The following is an 18,969-nucleotide window of genomic DNA, read 5'->3' as shown; positions in this document are numbered from 1 at the left end:
GGAGTGCATGATGACGACTAAACGCAAAGCCTATGTGCGGCCTGTGCCGTCCACCTGGTGGAAAAACCTGCCGTTTTATCGCTTCTACATGCTGCGTGAAGGCACGGCGGTACCGGCGGTCTGGTTCAGCCTTGAGCTGATGTACGGCGTTTTTGCCCTCAAGCATGGCCCGGAAGCCTGGGCCAGCTTTGTCGGTTTTCTGCAAAACCCGATCATTGTTGTTCTGAACCTGATCGTACTCGCGGCCGCGCTGCTTCATACCAAAACCTGGTTTGAGCTGGCGCCAAAAGCGGCGAACATCATCATAAAAGACGAGAAAATGGGGCCAGAGCCGGTGATTAAAGGGCTCTGGGCAGTGACGATTCTGGTCACTGTGGTCATTCTGTTTGTCGCACTGTTCTGGTAAGGAGACACCTGTGATCAATCCAAATCCAAAACGTTCTGACGAGCCGGTCTTCTGGGGCCTGTTTGGCGCAGGCGGCATGTGGAGTGCCATCATCGCCCCCGTCATCATTCTGCTGGTCGGCATTATGCTGCCGCTGGGGCTGTTCCCGGGCGATGCGCTGAGCTACGAGCGCGTGCTGGCGTTTGCGAGCAGCTTTATCGGCCGCGTGTTCATCTTCCTGATGATCGTCCTGCCGCTGTGGTGTGGCCTGCACCGTATTCACCATGCGATGCATGACCTGAAAATCCATGTACCGAGCGGGAAATGGGTGTTCTACGGTCTGGCGACCATACTGACCGTGGTGACGCTGATTGCCGTGGTCACCATCTGACGCTTCTGGCCCGCCATCCGGCGGGCCTTTTATTTCTGCATCTTCCCCACCAGCCACTGGGCAAACTCGCGCATTGCGGGCGTTTCTGTCCGTGACTGTAGTCTTGTCAGCCAGTAGCTGCCGAGGTCAATCTGCGTTGCAAACGGCTGCACGATGCGTTCGCTGCTGAGTAAATGGGTAAACATGTCGACAGGCGCAATGGCAATCCCTGTGCCTGCCTGCGCGGCTTCCAGCATGGTCACGGACGAATCAAACACCATCACCCGGTGCGTCGGTGAGGGAGGATGTTCACCCGCGGCCTGCATCCACGCCGCCCACTCGTCGCGCCGGTAGGAGCGCAGCAGGGTAAACTTCAGGATATCTGCCGGGCTTTTTAGACAGGAGGCAATGTCGGGTGTACAGAGCGGAGACAGCGGCGCAGGGCAAAGGAATTCAGCATCGGTTCCATGCCACGCGCCGCCACCGTAGCGAATGGCGTAATCAAGCCCTTCAGCCGCCGGGTCGACGCGATTGTTATGGGTGGAAAGCTGAAGATCAATATGCGGATAGCAGCGGCGAAAGTCCGCAAGCAGCGAGAATAAAACTCCCGTGGCAAAAGTCCCTACCACACCTATTTTGAGCTTCTCCTGAGCGCGCTGGCTGGCAAAGCGATCCAGCATTCCGGCGATGCGATCGAACGAGTCATTCAGTACCGGCAGCAAATTCTCGCCTTCGGTGGTCAACATCAGCCCACGCGAAACGCGGACAAACAGCTGGCAATTAAGGTGCTGCTCCAGCGCCTTTACGTGCTGGCTAATCGCGGAATGGGTGACGTTCAGCTCGATAGCGGCATGCGTAAAACTGAGATGCCTGGCGGCTGCTTCAAACGCCCGCAGGGAATTAAGAGGGAGATAGCTGCGCGTCATGGTCTCGTCCGTTAGAAAAATTAACAGCTAATGCTAAATTTAACCGTTTGTCAGCCATAGTCAAATCCAACAGACTACAGCGGTCTGACGGGCCCGGACACTCCCTTGAACTGCTATTACGGAAGATAACTGATGATGACTAAATCCCTTTGCTGCGCCCTGCTGCTCAGCACCTCCTGCTCGGTATTGGCTGCCCCGATGTCAGAAAAACAGCTGGCTGAGGTGGTGGAACGTACCGTTACGCCGCTGATGAAAGCGCAGGCCATTCCGGGTATGGCGGTGGCGGTGATTTATCAGGGTCAGCCGCACTACTTTACCTTCGGTAAAGCCGATGTTGCGGCGAACAAACCTGTCACCCCACAAACCTTATTCGAGCTGGGCTCTATAAGTAAAACCTTCACCGGCGTACTCGGCGGCGATGCCATTGCTCGCGGTGAAATATCGCTGGGCGATCCGGTGACAAAATACTGCCCTGAGCTGACAGGCAAGCAGTGGCAGGGGATCCGCATGCTGGATCTGGCAACCTATACCGCAGGAGGTTTGCCGTTACAGGTACCGGATGAGGTCACGGATAACGCCTCTCTGCTGCGCTTTTATCAAAACTGGCAGCCGCAGTGGAAGCCGGGCACTACGCGTCTTTACGCCAACGCCAGCATCGGTCTTTTTGGCGCGCTGGCGGTCAAACCTTCCGGCATGAGCTATGAGCAGACCATAACGACGCGGGTCTTTAAGCCGCTCAAGCTGGACCATACCTGGATTAACGTTCCGAAAACGGAAGAGGCGCATTACGCCTGGGGATACCGCGACGGTAAGGCGGTACACGTTTCGCCAGGAATGCTGGACGCTGAAGCCTATGGCGTAAAAACCAACGTGAAGGATATGGCAAGCTGGGTGATGGTCAACATGAAGCCGGACTCGCTTGAGGATAGTTCACTCAGGAAAGGCCTTACCCTGGCGCAGTCTCGCTACTGGCGCGTGGGTGCCATGTATCAGGGGTTGGGCTGGGAAATGCTTAACTGGCCGGTCGATGCAAAAACCGTGGTTGAAGGTAGCGACAATAAGGTGGCGCTGGCACCGTTGCCTGCGAGAGAAGTGAATCCACCGGCGCCCCCGGTCAATGCGTCCTGGGTCCATAAAACAGGCTCTACCGGCGGGTTTGGCAGCTACGTGGCATTTATTCCTGAAAAGCAGCTCGGCATTGTGTTGCTGGCGAATAAAAGCTATCCGAACCCGGCACGCGTTGAGGCGGCATACCGTATCCTCGACGCGCTGCAGTAAAACATTGCCGGGTGGCGGCTTTGCCTGACCCGGCCTACAAAATCCACGGGGTGACCCCCCGGCGAAACACACCGCACAAAAACCACATTTTCCTTGCCGTCATCTACACTTAACAAAAAACAGTAAGGAAACTCCTATGCGCATTCTGCCTGTTATCGCCGCGGTGACAGCCGCGTTTTTAGTGGTTGCCTGCAGTTCCCCTACCCCACCTCCAGGCGTTACCGTCGTCTCGCCTTTTGATGCACAACGCTTCCTTGGAACATGGTATGAAATCGCGCGCCTCGACCATCGGTTTGAGCAGGGCTTAGAGAAGGTCACTGCGAATTACAGCCCGATGGATGATGGCGGTATTCAGGTGATCAACCGGGGCTATAATCCCGATCGGGAGATGTGGCAGCAATCGATTGGGAAAGCGTACTTCACGGGCGACCCGCGACGGGCCGCGCTCAAAGTCTCTTTCTTCGGCCCGTTTTATGGCGGCTATAACGTGATCGCGCTCGACAGAGAGTACCGTCACGCGCTGGTGTGCGGGCCGGATCGCGACTATTTGTGGATACTTTCCCGCACGCCAACTATTTCGTCAGAAATGAAACAGCAAATGCTGGACGTCGCGACCCGGCAAGGGTTTGATGTGTCAAAACTCATCTGGGTAAAACAGCCCCATTAATGGGTGCTGAGCTTCAGCCCAACGATGCCGGCCACAATCAAGGCGAGGCTGGCGATACGCGCCAGACTCGCTGACTCTCCCAGCAGCAGAATGCCGGTGATGGCGGCCCCTACCGCACCAATGCCCGTCCAGACGGCATAAGCCGTTCCCACAGGCAGCGAGCGCATCGCCCAGGATAACAGGACAATACTCACGATCATCGCGGTGACGGTAATGACGCTGGGCGTCAGGCGGGTAAATCCGTGGGTGTACTTGAGACCAATTGCCCATACCACTTCGAGCAGGCCAGCAATAAAAAGAATGATCCAGGACATTTCAGGCTCCTTAACTTAATTCAAGTTGGGGCCGTCCCCGGTGAAAGAAACGCTTACGGGTCGTCCCGTAAGGCAGAGATTACGCCCCATATTGTGGTTAGCGTGCTATTTTTTTTCAATCATTTTTTGCTGAACACGTTAAGGCAAGAAATAGCCGCAGTATGGCGCGTAGTTCCGGCATTTAGCACTCATCCGACTTCTCTATGATGATGTGCTTTCTGATGGCAGGAAGCCAAACCACTAGCCGACTGCGAATAAAATATGTTCAAAATTCTTTTGATTGACCGTTGTCACTTCACCCGCACGGGGTTTGAAGCATGGCTCAATCATTCCGGTTTGTTCCCGGGACACTACGTTGTGACCGGACTAAATAATCTGTTCCTTGCCAGGGAGCACATTCTGCAATGGAAACCCACGCTGGTCATCGCCGACCTGTACGGCTTCAGGCAGGATATTCATCATTTTCAGCAGCTCTCGTCCTTGCTTAACGCCAGTGAACGATTACCGTTTATTATGCTGCAATCGGGAGAGGACCGCGGCATGACCGACTGGCTCGGACAGTTCCCGGTTTGGTCGTCGCTGTTGAAAAACGCCAGTCTCGGAGAAGTGGCAACGACTATCAATGACGCATTAAACTCGCGCGCTAGCGCTGAAAGGCCAACGGCAGCCGCCCCCTTGCTGACCCGGCAGGAAGAGAAAGTGCTGACATTGTGGATGGACGGGGCAAGCAATCAAAAAATTGCCGCTCACCTGAGTATCAATGGAAAAACGGTCTATACCTACAAACGCAATATCCGGATGAAATTGCATATGGATACGCGTTTTTCTCCGTTCTTATCCCTGCAGGAATCAGAAAGCTGACGGTACGAAACCCGCTGGTCTCGTACCGTATGTTAATTACTGCTGAGCTTTAGTTGCCGCACCAGAGATTGCGCTACCACCTTCAGAAATATCCTGACCGACGCCACGCGTGGTATTACAGGCCGTTAACACTGAAGAAAGTACCAGGACTGAAAAGATCGCTGCAATTGTCTTCTTAACCATAATATCTTCCTTTTATAGCCAAAGTTGTTTTGTGTATAGCAACTTAAGAATAGACAAGATCCCGCCGGTTGACGGAAAAGGAAGCATTTTTAGGAAAATTAGACGAACTTAGCTGGCGGCGTGAGAAATGATATGACCGAGATCCTGGATATCTTGTCCCATTCCACGGGTGGTGTTACAGCCGGAAAGCAATGCACTGGAAAGCGCTAACAGAAGCAGAATTTTAACGGTACGTTTCATCATCCCTGCCTGCAAAAATCAGGCGCAGCGGGCGCTGCGCCTTCAATCATGACGTAAATTACTTCACGCGGGATACGTATTCGCCGGAGCGGGTATCCACTTTGATCACTTCGCCAGTCTGTACGAACAGTGGAACTTTAACCACTGCGCCGGTAGACAGTTTGGCTGGTTTACCGCCGGTACCTGCGGTATCACCTTTCAGACCTGGATCGGTTTCAACGATTTCCAGTTCTACGAAGTTTGGTGGGGTCACAGCGATAGGCTGGCCGTTCCACAGGGTCACGATGCACTCAGCCTGATCCAGCAGCCATTTAGCGCTATCACCTACCGCTTTCTCATCAGCAGACAGCTGTTCGAAAGTGGAGTTGTTCATGAAATGATAGAACTCACCGTCGTTGTACAGATAGGTCAGGTTCATATCAACAACATCAGCGCCTTCAGCGGAGTCAGTAGACTTGAAGGTTTTCTCAACACGGGTACCGGTCAGCAGACGGCGCAGCTTAACGCGTGCGAATGCCTGGCCTTTACCTGGTTTAACGAATTCGCTGGCTTCAACCGCGTACGGTTCGCCGTCCATCATGATTTTAAGACCAGCACGAAAATCGTTGCTATAGTACGTTGCCATAAGGCCCTCTAAATTTGTTAACTGGTAGCTAAGCCACAAAATGGCGCATATTGTAACCCTAAACACCCCGTCCAGAGAAGATTGGTTATCGCAACTTGCCGATGTAATCACCAGTCCTGATGAATTGCTGCGTCTTTTAGACCTCGATCAGCACCCAGAGTTGCTTGCAGGCCGCGAGGCAAAGCGCCTTTTCGCCCTGCGCGTTCCCCGTGCGTTTGTGGCGCGAATGGAGAAAGGCAACCCCGACGATCCACTTTTAAAACAAACGCTTACTTCGCAGGATGAGTTTGTCACCGCACCGGGATACAGCACCGATCCGCTGGAAGAGCAGAACAGCGTGGTGCCGGGTTTACTGCACAAGTATCTCAACCGCGCCCTGCTGCTGGTAAAAGGCGGTTGCGCGGTAAATTGTCGTTATTGCTTCCGTCGGCACTTCCCGTATGCCGAAAACCAGGGCAATAAACGCAACTGGCAGGTCGCGCTGGACTATATCGCCGCCCATCCGGAGCTGGATGAGATTATTTTTTCCGGCGGTGACCCGCTGATGGCAAAAGATCATGAGCTGGACTGGCTGTTGACTCAGCTTGAAGCCATCCCGCACGTTAAGCGCCTGCGTATTCACAGCCGTTTACCGATTGTCATTCCGGCACGTGTCACTGACGGACTGGTGTCACGCCTGGAGCAGTCAAGATTGCAGGTGCTGCTGGTGAATCATATTAACCATGCGAATGAAATTGACGATGACTTTCGCGCGGCGATGGCGCGTCTGCGTAAAGCGGGCGTGACGCTGCTGAACCAGAGCGTGCTGCTGCGCGGCGTCAATGACAGCGCCCGCGTGCTGGCTGATCTGAGCAATGCCCTGTTTGATGCGGGCGTGATGCCCTATTACCTGCACGTGCTGGATCGCGTTCAGGGCGCGGCCCATTTCATGGTGACGGATGAAGAAGCCCGGCAGATTATGCGCGAACTGTTAACGCTGGTTTCAGGCTATATGGTGCCGAAGCTGGCACGCGAGATTGGCGGAGAGCCGAGCAAGACGCCGCTGGATTTGCAGCTGCGGCAGCGCTAGTTTCCCCGCACCCTAACCCTCTCCCACAGGGAGAGGGAAAAAGGCAATCAGTTCGGGCACTTGTAGACCTGGCCGTTCATCTGGCTGGCGGTCGGCACGAAGCTGGACAGCATACTCTGCGTTGGGCTGCTCACGCCGTAAATCACGTTACCGCCCATTGCCGCAGCCTGGTTACGCAGCGCATTCGCCGCACCGCGCATCGAGCCGCCTTCTTCGCCATGCTGCCCTGACATCCAGTTACTTTGCTCACCGGTTGCCGTGCCTAACAGCTGGCATTCACTGCCAGGCTTATCTTCCACAAAGCGAACGCCCTGGCCCGCTGCCGACAGCTCATTGCTGGAGCTACAACCCGCCAGCAGCAATGCTGCCCCTACAATCCCTGCACAGACTTTTACGCGCATGTTATTCCTCGTTTTCAATAAGCTGGACAGTAGTTGTCCGTGTGTAAATCTTATACCTAAAAGATGACCAAAAGAAAAACCCCCGAGCATTTCTGCCCGGGGGTTTTTCACATTCTACGACGTAGAGCGCACGATTACATCATGCCGCCCATACCGCCCATGCCGCCCATGCCAGCAGCACCTAAGTCTGGTGCATCGCCTTTAGGCATATCGGTGACCATGCACTCGGTGGTGATCATCAGGCCAGCGACAGATGCCGCGTACTGCAGAGCAGAACGGGTCACTTTCGTTGGATCCAGGATACCGAAGTCGATCATGTTGCCGTATTCTTCAGTTGCTGCGTTATAACCGTAGTTACCTTCGCCCGCTTTCACGTTGTTCGCAACCACAGATGGCTCTTCACCGGCGTTAGAAACGATCTGACGCAGAGGAGCTTCCATTGCGCGCAGCGCAACTTTAATACCCACGTTCTGATCTTCGTTCTGTGCGGTCAGGCCTGCCAGTTTAGCGGCAACACGCACCAGCGCAACACCACCACCAGCAACCACGCCTTCTTCTACCGCAGCACGGGTCGCGTGCAGGGCATCGTCAACGCGTGCTTTTTTCTCTTTCATTTCAACTTCGGTCGCTGCACCGACTTTGATTACCGCAACGCCGCCTGCCAGTTTCGCTACGCGCTCCTGCAGTTTTTCACGGTCGTAATCGGAAGTCGCTTCTTCGATCTGCTTACGGATCTGACCAACGCGGCCCTGAATAGCAGCTTCTTCACCCACGCCATCGATGATGGTGGTGGTGTCTTTGTTGATCACAACGCGTTTCGCCTGGCCCAGGTCTTCCAGGGTCGCTTTTTCCAGTTCCATACCGATCTCTTCAGAGATTACGGTACCGCCGGTCAGGGTAGCGATATCCTGCAGCATCGCTTTACGGCGATCGCCGAAGCCAGGTGCTTTAACCGCAGCCACTTTCACGATGCCGCGCATGGTGTTAACCACCAGGGTCGCCAGCGCTTCGCCTTCAACGTCTTCAGCGATGATCACCAGCGGCTTGCCTGCTTTCGCAACGGCTTCCAGCACTGGCAGCATTTCGCGGATGTTGGAGATTTTCTTGTCAGCCAGCAGGATGAACGGGCTTTCCAGTTCAACAGCGCCAGTCTCTGGCTTGTTGATGAAGTATGGGGACAGGTAACCGCGGTCGAACTGCATACCTTCAACCACGTCCAGTTCGTCTTCCAGACCGGTACCGTCTTCAACGGTGATCACGCCTTCTTTACCGACTTTGTCCATCGCTTCAGCGATCAGTTTACCTACGGTTTCGTCGGAGTTAGCGGAGATAGTACCAACCTGAGCAATGGCTTTAGAGTCAGAGCACGGTACGGACAGCGCTTTCAGCTCTTCAACAGCGGAGGCGACAGCTTTGTCGATACCACGTTTCAGATCCATTGGGTTCATGCCCGCAGCAACGGCTTTCAGACCTTCGGTGATGATTGCCTGCGCCAGTACGGTCGCGGTGGTGGTACCGTCACCAGCAGCGTCGTTCGCTTTAGAGGCAACTTCTTTCACCATCTGCGCACCCATGTTTTCGAACTTGTCTTCCAGCTCAATTTCACGTGCTACAGAAACACCATCTTTAGTGATGGTTGGCGCGCCGAAGGATTTATCCAGCACTACGTTGCGGCCTTTCGGGCCCAGAGTCACTTTAACTGCATCTGCCAGTACGTTTACGCCGCGGAGCATTTTTACACGAGCGTCGTTACCGAATTTTACGTCTTTAGCTGCCATGTTCTTATTTCCTCAAATTCTCGTGCGTAAATTACGCTTCAACAATTGCCAGAATGTCGCTCTCGGACATGATCAACACTTCTTCATTGTCGATCTTCTCGGATTTCACGCCGTAGCCATCGTTGAAAATTACGATGTCACCAACTTTAACGTCCAGTGGCTGCACAGTTCCGTTTTCCAGGATGCGGCCCTTACCGACAGCGATGATTTCGCCACGCGTTGATTTGGCTGCTGCAGAACCGGTCAGAACGATGCCGCCAGCAGACTTGGTTTCAACTTCTTTACGTTTGACGATCACACGATCATGTAACGGACGAATACTCATTGATAGCTCTCCTTTGAGAAAGTCATTATCAGTTATGGATGACGCCGGCCCGCATGCGGTTTTCCGACTAGTGCCCTGAGAGATGGGGATAGCTTTTTCCCCCTTCAAGGGGGCGTCGAAAAAAAAATTTGCGAAAGTGTTACCATCGCCTCTCTTTTGGTACTGGCAGGGCGATGTGAATGAGTGGACTCAAGCAGGAGCTGGGGCTGGCGCAGGGCGTCGGACTGCTCTCAACCTCCTTGTTAGGTACGGGCGTGTTTGCCGTACCCGCACTGGCGGCGCTGGTGGCTGGAAATAACAGCCTGTGGGCTTGGCCGGCGCTGATTGTATTGGTTTTCCCGATAGCCATTGTGTTTGCCATCCTGGGGCGGCATTTCCCCAGCGCGGGAGGCGTGGCGCACTTTGTCGGACTGGCCTTTGGCCCGCGACTGCAGCGTGTCACCGGCTGGCTGTTTCTCTCCGTCATTCCGGTTGGCCTTCCTGCGGCGTTGCATATTGCGACCGGCTTTGGTCAGGCGCTGTTTGGCTGGCATAACGAGCAGTTATTGCTGGCCGAACTGGGTACGCTGGCGATCGTCTGGTGGGTGGGCTCTCGCGGCGCCAGCTCCAGCGCCAACCTGCAGACGCTGGTTGCGGTGCTGATTGTCGCGCTCGTTGCCGCTATCTGGTGGGCGGGCGATATCACAATCAAGGAAATTCCCTTCCCGGCGGTGACAGACGTCGACCATTCACAGCTTTTCGCCGCGCTCTCCGTTATGTTCTGGTGTTTTGTGGGTCTGGAAGCCTTTGCCCATCTGGCGTCGGAATTTAAGCAGCCTGAACGCGATTTCCCCCGCGCGCTGATGATAGGCCTGCTGCTTGCTGGCACGGTCTATTGGGCGTGTACCGTGCTGGTCTTACACTTCCACGCGTTCGGAGCGGATCTCGCCGCCGCGGCATCGCTGCCGGGTATCGTGGTGGAACTGTTCGGCGTGAAGGCGCTATGGATCGCCTGCGTCATCGGCTATCTCGCCTGTTTTGCCAGCCTGAATATTTATATCCAGAGCTTTGCCCGGCTGGTGTGGTCGCAGGCGCTCGACAAACCAGAGAATCGCCTCGCGCGCCTGTCTAAACGCCAGCTTCCGCTGAATGCCCTGAATGCCGTACTGGGCTGCTGCGTGGTGAGCACGCTGTGTATTTATGCACTGAAGATCAATCTTGACGCGCTGATCGTTTACGCCAACGGCATTTTCATCATGATCTACCTGCTGTGCATGCTGGCGGGATTTCGTTTGCTGAAAGGTCGCTATAAAGCTCTGGCGGTCGTCGGGGGTATGCTTTGCCTGCTGTTGCTGGCGATGGTGGGATGGAAGAGTCTGTACGCGATTGTCATGCTGGCAGGGCTGTGGGTGTTTTTGCCGAAGCGCGGTGCGCTACCGGAAGCCCGGTAGGCGAAGCGCCACCGGGCAACAAAATCACCGATCGTCTTTATGGTCTAAACGGTCGTGCTGTTCATCCTTACGCTGATACTCCCCTTCAAAGGTATCGCCCGGCCCGGTGCTGAATCCGCCCCCCGGCATACGGCTAAAGCGCAGATGCGGCAGCAGCTTCATGGTCAGGTGTTTTTGCACCGGCGGCAGAAGCAGCAGAAGGCCGAGGAAGTCAGTGAAGAACCCCGGCAGGATCAGCAGCAGCCCCGCAATAATCAACGACACGCTTTTGATCATCTCTTCCGCCGGGCTTTCCCCTGCGGCCATCTTCTGCTGCATTATCAGGAAATTTTTGAAACCCTGATTACGCACCAGCGACATGCCGATGACGGAGGTGAAAATCACCAGAATCAGCGTCAGCAGGACGCCCAGCACATGGGCAACCTGGATGAAAATGGAAATCTCAATGTAAACATAGAGAAAGAAAGCAATAAACGGTATCCAGCGCACTGGCATCTCCTGTGTGGCAGAGGCCATCGGGCCCCTGTCTGAATGTGTTCGCGACGCGCGTTTGTATGAAATGGTGACGGTTAGCGAAAATTCAATCAGTTTGCACGGATATTTTTTTTGGAAATTATAAAGCGGTGACCCATTTCACAGATTAATAATTATCATGGAATCGGCTCGATAATAAGTGATCCAGCTTACGGCAATTCGCTATCATCAGCATATGATCTCGAGCATCTGGCTGATTGAGGGAATAATCGTCGGCCAGAAAATATTCAAAACCACATAAATACTGTGTGTTTAGTACAATCCATCGGCAGCTTGAAAAGAAGGTTCACATGTTAAACAACATTCGTATCGAAGAAGACTTGTTGGGTACCAGGGAAGTTCCAGCGGATGCCTACTACGGTGTCCACACTCTGAGAGCGATTGAAAACTTCTACATCAGCAACAGCAAAATCAGCGACATTCCTGAGTTTGTCCGTGGCATGGTGATGGTGAAGAAAGCCGCAGCACTGGCCAACAAAGAGCTGCAAACCATTCCTAAAAGCGCGGCAAATGCGATTATCGCAGCCTGCGATGAAGTGCTGAACAACGGCAAATGCATGGACCAGTTCCCGGTTGACGTCTATCAGGGCGGCGCGGGCACCTCCGTCAACATGAATACCAACGAAGTACTGGCAAACATTGGCCTGGAGCTGATGGGTCACCAGAAAGGTGAATACCAGTACCTGAACCCGAACGACCACGTAAACAAATGCCAGTCTACCAACGACGCCTACCCTACCGGCTTCCGTATCGCGGTGTATGCCTCTGTGGTAAAACTGGTGGACGCGATCAACCAGCTGGGTGATGGCTTCCAGCGTAAAGCGGTTGAGTTCCAGGACATCCTGAAAATGGGTCGTACCCAGCTGCAGGACGCGGTGCCGATGACGCTCGGCCAGGAATTCCACGCGTTTAACGTACTGCTGAACGAAGAGACCAAAAACCTGCTGCGCACCTCCGAGCTGCTGCTGGAAGTGAACCTGGGCGCCACCGCCATCGGTACGCGTCTGAACACCCCGGATGGCTATCAGCAGCTGGCGGTACAGAAGCTGGCTGAAGTCTCTAACCTGCCGGTTGTGCCTGCAGAAGACCTGATTGAAGCCACCTCCGACTGCGGCGCCTACGTCATGGTACACAGCGCCCTGAAACGTCTGGCGGTAAAACTGTCCAAAATCTGTAACGACCTGCGTCTGCTCTCTTCCGGTCCGCGCGCTGGCCTGAATGAAATTAACCTGCCAGAGCTGCAGGCAGGCTCGTCCATCATGCCAGCCAAGGTGAACCCGGTGGTGCCAGAAGTGGTGAACCAGGTTTGCTTCAAAGTCATCGGTAACGATACGACCGTGACCATGGCCTCTGAAGCGGGTCAGCTGCAGCTGAACGTGATGGAGCCAGTGATTGGCCAGGCGATGTTCGAATCCATCCACATTCTGACGAACGCCTGCTACAACCTGCTGGAAAAATGCATTAACGGCATCACGGCGAATAAAGAAGTCTGTGAAGGTTATGTTTACAACTCCATCGGGATCGTCACCTACCTCAACCCGTTCATCGGTCACCACAACGGTGATATCGTCGGTAAGATTTGCGCCGAAACCGGTAAGAGCGTACGTGAAGTGGTGCTGGAGCGCGGGCTGTTGACCGAAGCCGAGCTGGACGATATCTTCTCGGCCCAGAACCTGATGCACCCGGCATATAAAGCGAAACGATATACCGATGAAAGCGAACAGTAACCGTTCTGGCTAGGCTTCTTAAGGCACGTCACTTGTGACGTGCCTTTTTTCTTTTTAGGCGTTACCTAAATACAACAATTCAATATCAACTTGTTAATAAGCAAGGCAGGTCCTTATGTTTGGAGCAGAACTCGTCATCGTCTTGTTGGCGATTTATTTGGGAGCAAGACTCGGGGGTATCGGCATCGGTTTTGCCGGCGGTCTCGGGGTGCTCGTTCTTACCCTTATCTTTCAGATTAAACCCGGCGCAATCCCGTTCGACGTTATCGAAATCATCATGGCCGTTATTGCCGCTATCGCCGCCATGCAGGTGGCAGGCGGTATGGACTACCTGGTAAGCCTGGCGGAGCGTATGCTGCGCCGCCATCCAAAATACATCACCTTCCTTGCCCCGCTGGTGACCTGGTTTATGACCATTCTCGCCGGTACGGGCCACACCGCCTTCTCTACGCTGCCGGTGATTACCGAAGTGGCGAAAGAGCAGGGTATCCGTCCGTCTCGTCCGCTCTCTATTGCCGTCGTCGCGTCCCAGATTGCGATTACCGCCTCACCGATTTCCGCTGCGGTGGTCTTCTTCGCCGGTATTCTGGAGCCGATGGGCGTGAGCTACCTGACGCTGCTGGCGATCTGTATCCCGGTGACGCTGATCGCGGTGATGATTACTGCCGTGCTGTGTAACTTCCTCGGCGCTGAACTGAAAGACGATCCGGTTTACCAGGAACGCCTCGCCAAGGGTGAAGTGAGACTGCGCGGCAGCCAGGTCTTCGAGCTGAAGCCGCACGCAAAGCGCTCCGTGCTGCTGTTCCTGATCGGTATTGTCGCGGTGATGTTCTACGCGACCGCCATCAGCGACACCGTGGGCCTGATCCAGAACCCTGTCCTGCCGCGTAACGAAGCGATTGTAGTGTTTATGCTGACCATCGCGACGCTGATTAGCATCACCTGTAAAATCGACACCAGCGAAGTGCTGAACGCCAGCACCTTTAAATCCGGTATGAGCGCCTGCGTATGCGTACTGGGCGTGGCGTGGCTCGGTGATACCTTCGTGAAAGCGCACATCAGCGACATTCAGACCATCGCTGGCGACCTGCTGCACAACTACCCGTGGCTGCTGGCGGTGGTGCTGTTCTTTGCCGCTACCCTGCTTTACTCCCAGGCGGCGACCACCAAAGCGCTGATGCCTGCGGCACTGATGCTGGGCGTGACGCCACTGACGGCGATTGCCTCTTTCGCGGCGGTTTCTGCCCTGTTCGTTCTGCCAACCTACCCAACCCTGCTGGCGGCGGTGGAGATGGACGACACCGGCTCAACCCGTATCGGTAAGTATGTGTTTAACCACGCGTTCCTGATCCCGGGCGTGGTCGCCATTTCACTTTGCGTGATCCTCGGCTTTATCATTGGCGGCGTGGTGCTGTAAACGGTGAGTGGTTGTAAAAATAGTTAAAAACGGGCCGCACTGCGGCCCGTTTCATTAATGACCAACCGCCTTGCGTGATATAGTGAAGCCTTTCGTGATGAGGAGGTCGACTTGTGAACACGCCTGATGCTGTTGTCGTACTGTGTACCGCCCCTGATGAAGCCTCTGCCCAGGATCTCGCCGCCAAAGTGCTGGCCGAAAAACTGGCTGCCTGCGTGACGCTCCTCCCTGGTGCCACCTCCCTTTATTACTGGGAAGGCAAGCTGGAGCAAGAGTACGAAGTCCAGATGTTGCTCAAAACCAATCTGGCGAATCAGCAGGCTCTCCTGGATTGCCTCAAATCTCATCATCCTTACCAAACCCCGGAGCTGCTGGTATTGCCAGTGGTTCATGGCGATAACGACTATCTCTCATGGCTCAACGCTTCCTTACGCTGATCCTGCTGCTGTGCAGCACGTCAGCTTTTGCCGGGTTGTTTGACGCGCCCGGCCGTTCGAACTTTATTCCTGCCGACCAGGCGTTTGTTTTCGATTTTCAGCAGAACCAGCACGATCTGACGCTCACCTGGCAGGTGAAAGAGGGCTATTACCTCTATCGCAAGCAGGTGAGTATTACCCCTGCCCAGGCAAACGTGGCCGCATTACAATTGCCCGCTGGCGAGTGGCACGAGGACGAGTTCTACGGCAAGAGTGAAATCTACCGCCAGCGCTTAAGCGTGCCCGTGACGGTGAATCAGGCCGATAAAGGCGCGACGCTGACGGTGACCTATCAGGGATGCGCGGACGCGGGATTCTGCTATCCACCGGAAACGAAAGTCGTGCCGCTTAGCGAAGTGAAAGCGTCTGCTGCTGTAACGCCGGTCCCTGCGGTTGAGAAAACCAACGACCGCGCTGACCTTCCGTTCTCAGCGCTGTGGGCGTTACTGATTGGTATCGGCATTGCCTTTACGCCGTGCGTGTTGCCGATGTATCCGCTCATCTCTGGCATCGTGCTGGGCGGCAAACAGCGTCTTTCTACCGCCCGCGCCCTGCTGCTGGCTTTTATATACGTGCAAGGAATGGCGCTAACCTACACAGCCCTTGGCCTTGTGGTTGCCGCTGCCGGGTTACAGTTCCAGGCGGCACTCCAGCACCCTTATGTTCTCATTGGCCTGTCAGCGGTGTTTATCCTTTTGGCGCTGTCAATGTTTGGCCTGTTCACGCTACAGCTGCCCTCTTCGCTGCAAACGCGCTTAACGCTGATGAGCAACCGTCAGCAGGGCGGCTCCGCAGGCGGCGTGTTTGCGATGGGTGCCATTGCCGGGCTGATTTGCTCTCCCTGCACTACCGCACCGCTGAGCGCTATCCTGCTGTACATCGCCCAGAGCGGTAACATGTGGCTCGGCGGGGGTACGCTGTACCTCTACGCGCTCGGCATGGGCCTGCCGCTGATTCTGGTCACGGTTTTCGGCAATCGACTTCTGCCGAAGAGCGGCCCGTGGATGGAGACGGTGAAAACCGCATTTGGTTTTGTCATCCTCGCGCTGCCGGTGTTCCTTCTTGAGCGTATCATCGGCGACGCCTGGGGTCTGCGCCTGTGGGCGATACTCGGCGTATCATTCTTTGCCTGGGCGTTTATCGTCAGCCTGGGGGCGAAGAAGCCATGGATGCGCCTGGTGCAAATCCTGCTACTGGCTGCCGCGCTGGTGAGCGTACGCCCTCTGCAGGACTGGGCGTTCGGCACACCGGTGAGTCAGACCCAGGCGCATCTGAACTTTACCCAGATAAAAAACGTGGATGAACTTAACAGCGCACTGGCAGAGGCGAAAGGCAAACCGGTGATGCTCGATCTCTATGCCGACTGGTGTGTCGCCTGCAAAGAGTTTGAAAAATATACTTTTAGCGATCCACAGGTGCAAAGCGCCCTGAAAGAGACCGTTTTGCTCCAGGCTAACGTGACCGCCAATAATGCGCAGGATAAGGCTCTGCTGAAGCAGCTTAACGTGCTCGGGCTGCCAACCATTCTGTTCTTCAATCAACAGGGCCATGAGCAGCCTGAGCAGCGTGTAACCGGGTTTATGGATGCTGCGGCATTTAGCGCGCATTTGCGCAATCGCCAACCGTAAACAACACTTTAAGCGGGACAAACCGTTGGGAATAGCGGAGGAGATAACCGTGCAACGTGAAGACGTACTGGGACAAGCCCTGCAACTACTTGAGATTCAAGGGATCGCCAGCACCACGCTTGAGATGGTAGCCGACCGTATCGATTATCCCCTGGATGAACTTAAGCGCTTCTGGCCGGATAAAGAGGCGCTACTCTATGATGCCCTGCGCTATCTCAGCCAGCAGGTTGATGTCTGGCGCAGACAACTGATGCTGAATGAAGAACTGACCGCGGAGCAAAAGCTGCTGGCGCGCTATACCGCGCTGACGGAATGCGTCAGCAACAACCGCTACCCGGGTTGTCTGTTCATCGCCGCCTGCACTTATTTTCCTGACCCTGGCCATCCTATTCACCAGTTGGCGGATCAGCAAAAACGGGCGGCGCATGACTTTACCCACGAGCTGCTGACCACGCTGGAAGTCGATGACCCTGCGATGGTGGCTAAACAGATGGAGCTGGTGCTGGAAGGTTGCCTCAGCCGCATGCTGGTGAACCGTAGCCAGGCCGATGTGGATACGGCGCACCGCCTGGCGGAAGATATTCTACGCTTTGCCCAATGCAGAATGGGTGGAGCGCTGACCTAAGCCAGCATGCCCGCCCAGGCGGAGACGAGCAGACACAGCGCCATCAGGCGCTGAAACCGCACCATCGCCACGGTGGTGCGAAAAATTCGGTTCACCGCTTTACCCAACCACGCCCAGCACATCAAACAGGCTATCGAGATCAGCAGAAACCATAGCGCCATTAGCGCATTATCCCGCAATACATGGTCGCCAGTTGGGGCAAACAGGCTGACGACGGCCAGCGCCATCATCCAGGTTTTGGGGTTCACAACCTGCAGCAGTGCCGCCGCCCGAGCGGTGAATCGGATACGGTTCTCAGCGGAGAGACGGGCTGCCGGGGCGCGAAACAGCTGCCAGCTCATCCAGCTTAGCCACAGCACGCCTGTCCAGCTCATTATCTGACGTATCAGAGGATACTGACGCAGCACTTCCCCTGTTCCCGCGCCTGATACCAGCACAATCGCACTGGCCGCGATACATCCGCCCAGAATAGCAGGTACGGTATTTTTTACGCCAAAGTGCTGGCTGTTCGTCAGCACGAGAATATTGGTCGGCCCCGGCGTAATGGAGGCGACAAATGCGAACAACAGAAAGGGTATCAAACTCACGGGTGGCTCCTTTTTATTAGAGCCATGAATGTGCCGTTATTTTTTGGAAACGTCTGGAAGGTTTGTGCACAACCGTCGGTAGTGTGCAGGAGAGATACGGTAAGCACGCTGAAACCAACGTCCCAGATGGCTTTGATCGGCAAATCCCACTGCGGCAGCCACATCAACAGGCTGGTCACCACGCGCCAGCAGCTGTCGGGCCTTTGCCAGGCGCAGCTGAATAAGCCATGCGTGTGGCGCCAGGTTGAACTCGCGCTTAAAACAGCGCGTCAGGGTAAAGCGATCCGTGCCCGTCTCGCGCGCAAGGTCTGACAGCCCTACGTTCTCGCCGATATGAGCAAACAGATAGTCGCGCGCACGGTGCGCCACGGCAGCGCTTTGTAACTGCGACGGCAGTTTTTTACGCCAGTGGCAATGGGCGGTGATCCGGGAGAGCAGATTATCCATAGTGCTCTGCTGAACGATTTTCATCTCGTCATTATGCAGGGTGGAGAATGTCTCACCGATAGCGCGCACCAGCTGCGGCTCCCGCGTCAGCGTTTGGGCAAAGTGGAGTGAATAACTCCCGGGAGTAGATTCGTAAAGCCCTTGTAGCGCACGGGTAAGCCAGCGCTCATCCAGATAGAAGGTCAAATAGGTAAAGCCGCCCTCTACAGGCGCATCACCGTCGTGGATCTCGCCAGGTTCGAGCAGAAATGCGTCGCCCGGCTGGCTACGATGACGCTCACGGCGGCAGTGAAACTGCTGCGTGCCGGAGAGGGTTATCCCTACCAGATAGCTATCGTGCCAGTGCGGATCAAAGGCATGCCCTTCGAAATGCGCTTTAATCGTCTCAATACCCGTATCTGCATGCTGACGCAGTTCAAGCCAGTCATTCGCCATACTGTCCTCCTCTTGCTATCAGCATTGCCGTATTACGCTGGTTGTGTCTGGAAGATTTGTGCATTTTCACGGCGAAAGCGGACAGATTGCCGCAAACTTAAGCAGTTGAACAGCTTTTCCCGAAATAATGTTGACGATCGAGCGTGATTGCGGTTTAATGCGCTCCGTTGCCCGGATAGCTCAGTCGGTAGAGCAGGGGATTGAAAATCCCCGTGTCCTTGGTTCGATTCCGAGTCCGGGC

At 55.1% G+C, this 18,969-nt stretch carries 23 protein-coding genes and 1 tRNA gene; 13 read left to right on the top strand and 11 right to left on the bottom strand.

Features of this window, described 5'->3' with window-relative positions; translation table 11 throughout:
• The first annotated feature begins 10 nt into the window (after window positions 1–10).
• Together frdC and frdD are read left to right on the top strand one after the other, a co-directional pair.
• Window positions 11–406: a fumarate reductase subunit FrdC gene (frdC, locus tag QMN93_RS23205; RefSeq protein ID WP_032662400.1), complete on the top strand. Its 396-nt coding sequence runs from the start codon at window positions 11–13 to the stop codon at window positions 404–406.
• A 10-nt stretch (window positions 407–416) separates the two neighbouring features.
• A complete protein-coding gene (gene frdD / locus QMN93_RS23200) occupies window positions 417–776 on the top strand; it encodes a fumarate reductase subunit FrdD (protein WP_000609653.1) in 360 nt (119 codons plus the stop codon).
• A 29-nt stretch (window positions 777–805) separates the two neighbouring features.
• On the opposite strand, the gene ampR is transcribed toward frdD, so the two are convergent.
• Window positions 806–1,681: a LysR family transcriptional regulator AmpR gene (ampR, locus tag QMN93_RS23195; RefSeq protein WP_064673119.1), complete on the bottom strand. Its 876-nt coding sequence runs from the start codon at window positions 1,679–1,681 to the stop codon at window positions 806–808.
• A 132-nt stretch (window positions 1,682–1,813) separates the two neighbouring features.
• On the opposite strand from ampR, the gene blaACT reads away from it, so the two are divergent.
• Both blaACT and QMN93_RS23185 read left to right on the top strand, forming a co-directional pair.
• Complete coding sequence (gene blaACT / locus QMN93_RS23190; RefSeq protein ID WP_193138791.1) at window positions 1,814–2,959, top strand: ACT family cephalosporin-hydrolyzing class C beta-lactamase; 1,146 nt, start codon at window positions 1,814–1,816, stop codon at window positions 2,957–2,959.
• Between the two features lie 136 nt (window positions 2,960–3,095).
• Window positions 3,096–3,626, top strand: a complete 531-nt coding sequence (locus QMN93_RS23185; RefSeq protein WP_023310119.1) for a lipocalin family protein — start codon at window positions 3,096–3,098, stop codon at window positions 3,624–3,626.
• Here the strand turns inward: QMN93_RS23185 and sugE are convergent.
• Entirely contained in the window at window positions 3,623–3,940 is a 318-nt protein-coding gene (gene sugE / locus QMN93_RS23180; RefSeq protein ID WP_008502938.1) for a quaternary ammonium compound efflux SMR transporter SugE, read from the bottom strand. The two genes, QMN93_RS23185 and sugE, sit on opposite strands and share 4 nt — an antisense overlap.
• 261 nt (window positions 3,941–4,201) lie before the next feature.
• Between sugE and QMN93_RS23175 the strand changes: the two genes are divergently transcribed.
• Window positions 4,202–4,801: a LuxR C-terminal-related transcriptional regulator gene (locus QMN93_RS23175; protein WP_064673118.1), complete on the top strand. Its 600-nt coding sequence runs from the start codon at window positions 4,202–4,204 to the stop codon at window positions 4,799–4,801.
• 36 nt (window positions 4,802–4,837) lie between these two features.
• Here the strand turns inward: QMN93_RS23175 and ecnB are convergent, their stop codons facing one another.
• The 3 genes from ecnB to efp all read right to left on the bottom strand — a co-directional run bounded on the left by ecnB (window position 4,838) and on the right by efp (window position 5,849).
• Window positions 4,838–4,984 (bottom strand): lipoprotein toxin entericidin B, encoded by a 147-nt coding sequence (gene ecnB, locus QMN93_RS23170; protein ID WP_003025482.1) that lies wholly within the window; start codon window positions 4,982–4,984, stop codon window positions 4,838–4,840.
• Window positions 4,985–5,092: 108 nt separating this feature from the next.
• Window positions 5,093–5,224 carry an entericidin A/B family lipoprotein gene (locus QMN93_RS23165; protein WP_024907352.1) on the bottom strand — a complete coding sequence of 44 codons (132 nt, stop codon included), beginning with the start codon at window positions 5,222–5,224 and terminating at the stop codon, window positions 5,093–5,095.
• 58 nt (window positions 5,225–5,282) lie between these two features.
• Window positions 5,283–5,849 carry an elongation factor P gene (gene efp / locus QMN93_RS23160; RefSeq protein ID WP_010427766.1) on the bottom strand — a complete coding sequence of 189 codons (567 nt, stop codon included), beginning with the start codon at window positions 5,847–5,849 and terminating at the stop codon, window positions 5,283–5,285.
• Window positions 5,850–5,889: 40 nt separating this feature from the next.
• Here efp and epmB point away from each other — a divergent pair, with 40 nt between their 5' ends.
• Window positions 5,890–6,918: an EF-P beta-lysylation protein EpmB gene (gene epmB, locus QMN93_RS23155; protein WP_039261006.1), complete on the top strand. Its 1,029-nt coding sequence runs from the start codon at window positions 5,890–5,892 to the stop codon at window positions 6,916–6,918.
• Between the two features lie 47 nt (window positions 6,919–6,965).
• Here epmB and QMN93_RS23150 read toward each other — a convergent pair whose 3' ends face one another.
• The 3 genes from QMN93_RS23150 to QMN93_RS23140 all read right to left on the bottom strand — a co-directional run bounded on the left by QMN93_RS23150 (window position 6,966) and on the right by QMN93_RS23140 (window position 9,422).
• Window positions 6,966–7,319, bottom strand: a complete 354-nt coding sequence (locus QMN93_RS23150; protein WP_023310115.1) for a DUF4156 domain-containing protein — start codon at window positions 7,317–7,319, stop codon at window positions 6,966–6,968.
• Window positions 7,320–7,453: 134 nt separating this feature from the next.
• Complete coding sequence (groL, locus tag QMN93_RS23145) at window positions 7,454–9,097, bottom strand: chaperonin GroEL (protein ID WP_014882201.1); 1,644 nt, start codon at window positions 9,095–9,097, stop codon at window positions 7,454–7,456.
• Between the two features lie 31 nt (window positions 9,098–9,128).
• Window positions 9,129–9,422 (bottom strand): co-chaperone GroES, encoded by a 294-nt coding sequence (locus QMN93_RS23140; RefSeq protein WP_003855929.1) that lies wholly within the window; start codon window positions 9,420–9,422, stop codon window positions 9,129–9,131.
• Window positions 9,423–9,601: 179 nt separating this feature from the next.
• Between QMN93_RS23140 and yjeH the strand changes: the two genes are divergently transcribed.
• Window positions 9,602–10,852, top strand: a complete 1,251-nt coding sequence (yjeH, locus tag QMN93_RS23135; protein ID WP_182382934.1) for an L-methionine/branched-chain amino acid transporter — start codon at window positions 9,602–9,604, stop codon at window positions 10,850–10,852.
• A gap of 24 nt (window positions 10,853–10,876) precedes the next feature.
• Here the strand turns inward: yjeH and QMN93_RS23130 are convergent, their stop codons facing one another.
• On the bottom strand, window positions 10,877–11,341 hold the full coding sequence (locus QMN93_RS23130) for an FxsA family protein (protein ID WP_023616652.1): 465 nt from the start codon (window positions 11,339–11,341) through the stop codon (window positions 10,877–10,879).
• Between the two features lie 335 nt (window positions 11,342–11,676).
• Between QMN93_RS23130 and aspA the strand changes: the two genes are divergently transcribed.
• The 5 genes from aspA (at window position 11,677) to QMN93_RS23105 (ending at window position 17,259) form a co-directional block, all read left to right on the top strand.
• Window positions 11,677–13,113, top strand: coding sequence for an aspartate ammonia-lyase (gene aspA / locus QMN93_RS23125; RefSeq protein ID WP_003855923.1), 1,437 nt, complete (start codon window positions 11,677–11,679; stop codon window positions 13,111–13,113).
• A 115-nt stretch (window positions 13,114–13,228) separates the two neighbouring features.
• Window positions 13,229–14,530 (top strand): anaerobic C4-dicarboxylate transporter, encoded by a 1,302-nt coding sequence (locus QMN93_RS23120; RefSeq protein ID WP_039260997.1) that lies wholly within the window; start codon window positions 13,229–13,231, stop codon window positions 14,528–14,530.
• A gap of 113 nt (window positions 14,531–14,643) precedes the next feature.
• Entirely contained in the window at window positions 14,644–14,967 is a 324-nt protein-coding gene (cutA, locus tag QMN93_RS23115) for a divalent cation tolerance protein CutA (RefSeq protein ID WP_014168278.1), read from the top strand.
• A complete protein-coding gene (locus QMN93_RS23110) occupies window positions 14,943–16,634 on the top strand; it encodes a protein-disulfide reductase DsbD (RefSeq protein WP_182382933.1) in 1,692 nt (563 codons plus the stop codon). Before cutA ends, QMN93_RS23110 begins: the two co-directional genes overlap by 25 nt.
• A 49-nt stretch (window positions 16,635–16,683) precedes the next feature.
• Window positions 16,684–17,259 (top strand): transcriptional regulator, encoded by a 576-nt coding sequence (locus tag QMN93_RS23105; RefSeq protein WP_032641387.1) that lies wholly within the window; start codon window positions 16,684–16,686, stop codon window positions 17,257–17,259.
• Here QMN93_RS23105 and QMN93_RS23100 read toward each other — a convergent pair.
• Complete coding sequence (locus tag QMN93_RS23100; RefSeq protein ID WP_182382932.1) at window positions 17,256–17,846, bottom strand: LysE family translocator; 591 nt, start codon at window positions 17,844–17,846, stop codon at window positions 17,256–17,258. The two genes, QMN93_RS23105 and QMN93_RS23100, sit on opposite strands and share 4 nt — an antisense overlap.
• Before the next feature lie 36 nt (window positions 17,847–17,882).
• Window positions 17,883–18,728 carry an AraC family transcriptional regulator gene (locus QMN93_RS23095; RefSeq protein ID WP_048975178.1) on the bottom strand — a complete coding sequence of 282 codons (846 nt, stop codon included), beginning with the start codon at window positions 18,726–18,728 and terminating at the stop codon, window positions 17,883–17,885.
• A 169-nt stretch (window positions 18,729–18,897) separates the two neighbouring features.
• On the opposite strand from QMN93_RS23095, the gene QMN93_RS23090 reads away from it, so the two are divergent.
• A tRNA-Phe gene (locus tag QMN93_RS23090) sits at window positions 18,898–18,969 on the top strand.

The sequence above is a fragment of the Enterobacter sp. R-1.6.2 genome, from assembly GCF_035064085.1.
In the GTDB taxonomy this organism is placed as follows: domain Bacteria; phylum Pseudomonadota; class Gammaproteobacteria; order Enterobacterales; family Enterobacteriaceae; genus Enterobacter; species Enterobacter asburiae_B.
The sequence above is the reverse complement of the archived record's forward strand: the minus strand, read 5'-3'. Positions and strand labels throughout refer to the sequence as shown.

What these genes read in the sequence shown, in the direction of transcription:
- QMN93_RS23185 (WP_023310119.1), top strand. Translation starts at nt 3,096, where the DNA reads ATGCGCATTCTGCCTGTTATCGCCGCGGTGACAGCCGCGTTTTTAGTG.
- QMN93_RS23140 (WP_003855929.1), bottom strand. Translation starts at nt 9,422, where the DNA reads ATGAGTATTCGTCCGTTACATGATCGTGTGATCGTCAAACGTAAAGAA.
- ecnB (WP_003025482.1), bottom strand. Translation starts at nt 4,984, where the DNA reads ATGGTTAAGAAGACAATTGCAGCGATCTTTTCAGTCCTGGTACTTTCT.
- frdC (WP_032662400.1), top strand. Translation starts at nt 11, where the DNA reads ATGACGACTAAACGCAAAGCCTATGTGCGGCCTGTGCCGTCCACCTGG.
- yjeH (WP_182382934.1), top strand. Translation starts at nt 9,602, where the DNA reads ATGAGTGGACTCAAGCAGGAGCTGGGGCTGGCGCAGGGCGTCGGACTG.
- epmB (WP_039261006.1), top strand. Translation starts at nt 5,890, where the DNA reads ATGGCGCATATTGTAACCCTAAACACCCCGTCCAGAGAAGATTGGTTA.
- groL (WP_014882201.1), bottom strand. Translation starts at nt 9,097, where the DNA reads ATGGCAGCTAAAGACGTAAAATTCGGTAACGACGCTCGTGTAAAAATG.
- QMN93_RS23150 (WP_023310115.1), bottom strand. Translation starts at nt 7,319, where the DNA reads ATGCGCGTAAAAGTCTGTGCAGGGATTGTAGGGGCAGCATTGCTGCTG.
- QMN93_RS23110 (WP_182382933.1), top strand. Translation starts at nt 14,943, where the DNA reads ATGGCTCAACGCTTCCTTACGCTGATCCTGCTGCTGTGCAGCACGTCA.
- sugE (WP_008502938.1), bottom strand. Translation starts at nt 3,940, where the DNA reads ATGTCCTGGATCATTCTTTTTATTGCTGGCCTGCTCGAAGTGGTATGG.
- efp (WP_010427766.1), bottom strand. Translation starts at nt 5,849, where the DNA reads ATGGCAACGTACTATAGCAACGATTTTCGTGCTGGTCTTAAAATCATG.
- QMN93_RS23175 (WP_064673118.1), top strand. Translation starts at nt 4,202, where the DNA reads ATGTTCAAAATTCTTTTGATTGACCGTTGTCACTTCACCCGCACGGGG.
- QMN93_RS23165 (WP_024907352.1), bottom strand. Translation starts at nt 5,224, where the DNA reads ATGAAACGTACCGTTAAAATTCTGCTTCTGTTAGCGCTTTCCAGTGCA.
- ampR (WP_064673119.1), bottom strand. Translation starts at nt 1,681, where the DNA reads ATGACGCGCAGCTATCTCCCTCTTAATTCCCTGCGGGCGTTTGAAGCA.
- blaACT (WP_193138791.1), top strand. Translation starts at nt 1,814, where the DNA reads ATGATGACTAAATCCCTTTGCTGCGCCCTGCTGCTCAGCACCTCCTGC.
- QMN93_RS23095 (WP_048975178.1), bottom strand. Translation starts at nt 18,728, where the DNA reads ATGGCGAATGACTGGCTTGAACTGCGTCAGCATGCAGATACGGGTATT.
- QMN93_RS23120 (WP_039260997.1), top strand. Translation starts at nt 13,229, where the DNA reads ATGTTTGGAGCAGAACTCGTCATCGTCTTGTTGGCGATTTATTTGGGA.
- aspA (WP_003855923.1), top strand. Translation starts at nt 11,677, where the DNA reads ATGTTAAACAACATTCGTATCGAAGAAGACTTGTTGGGTACCAGGGAA.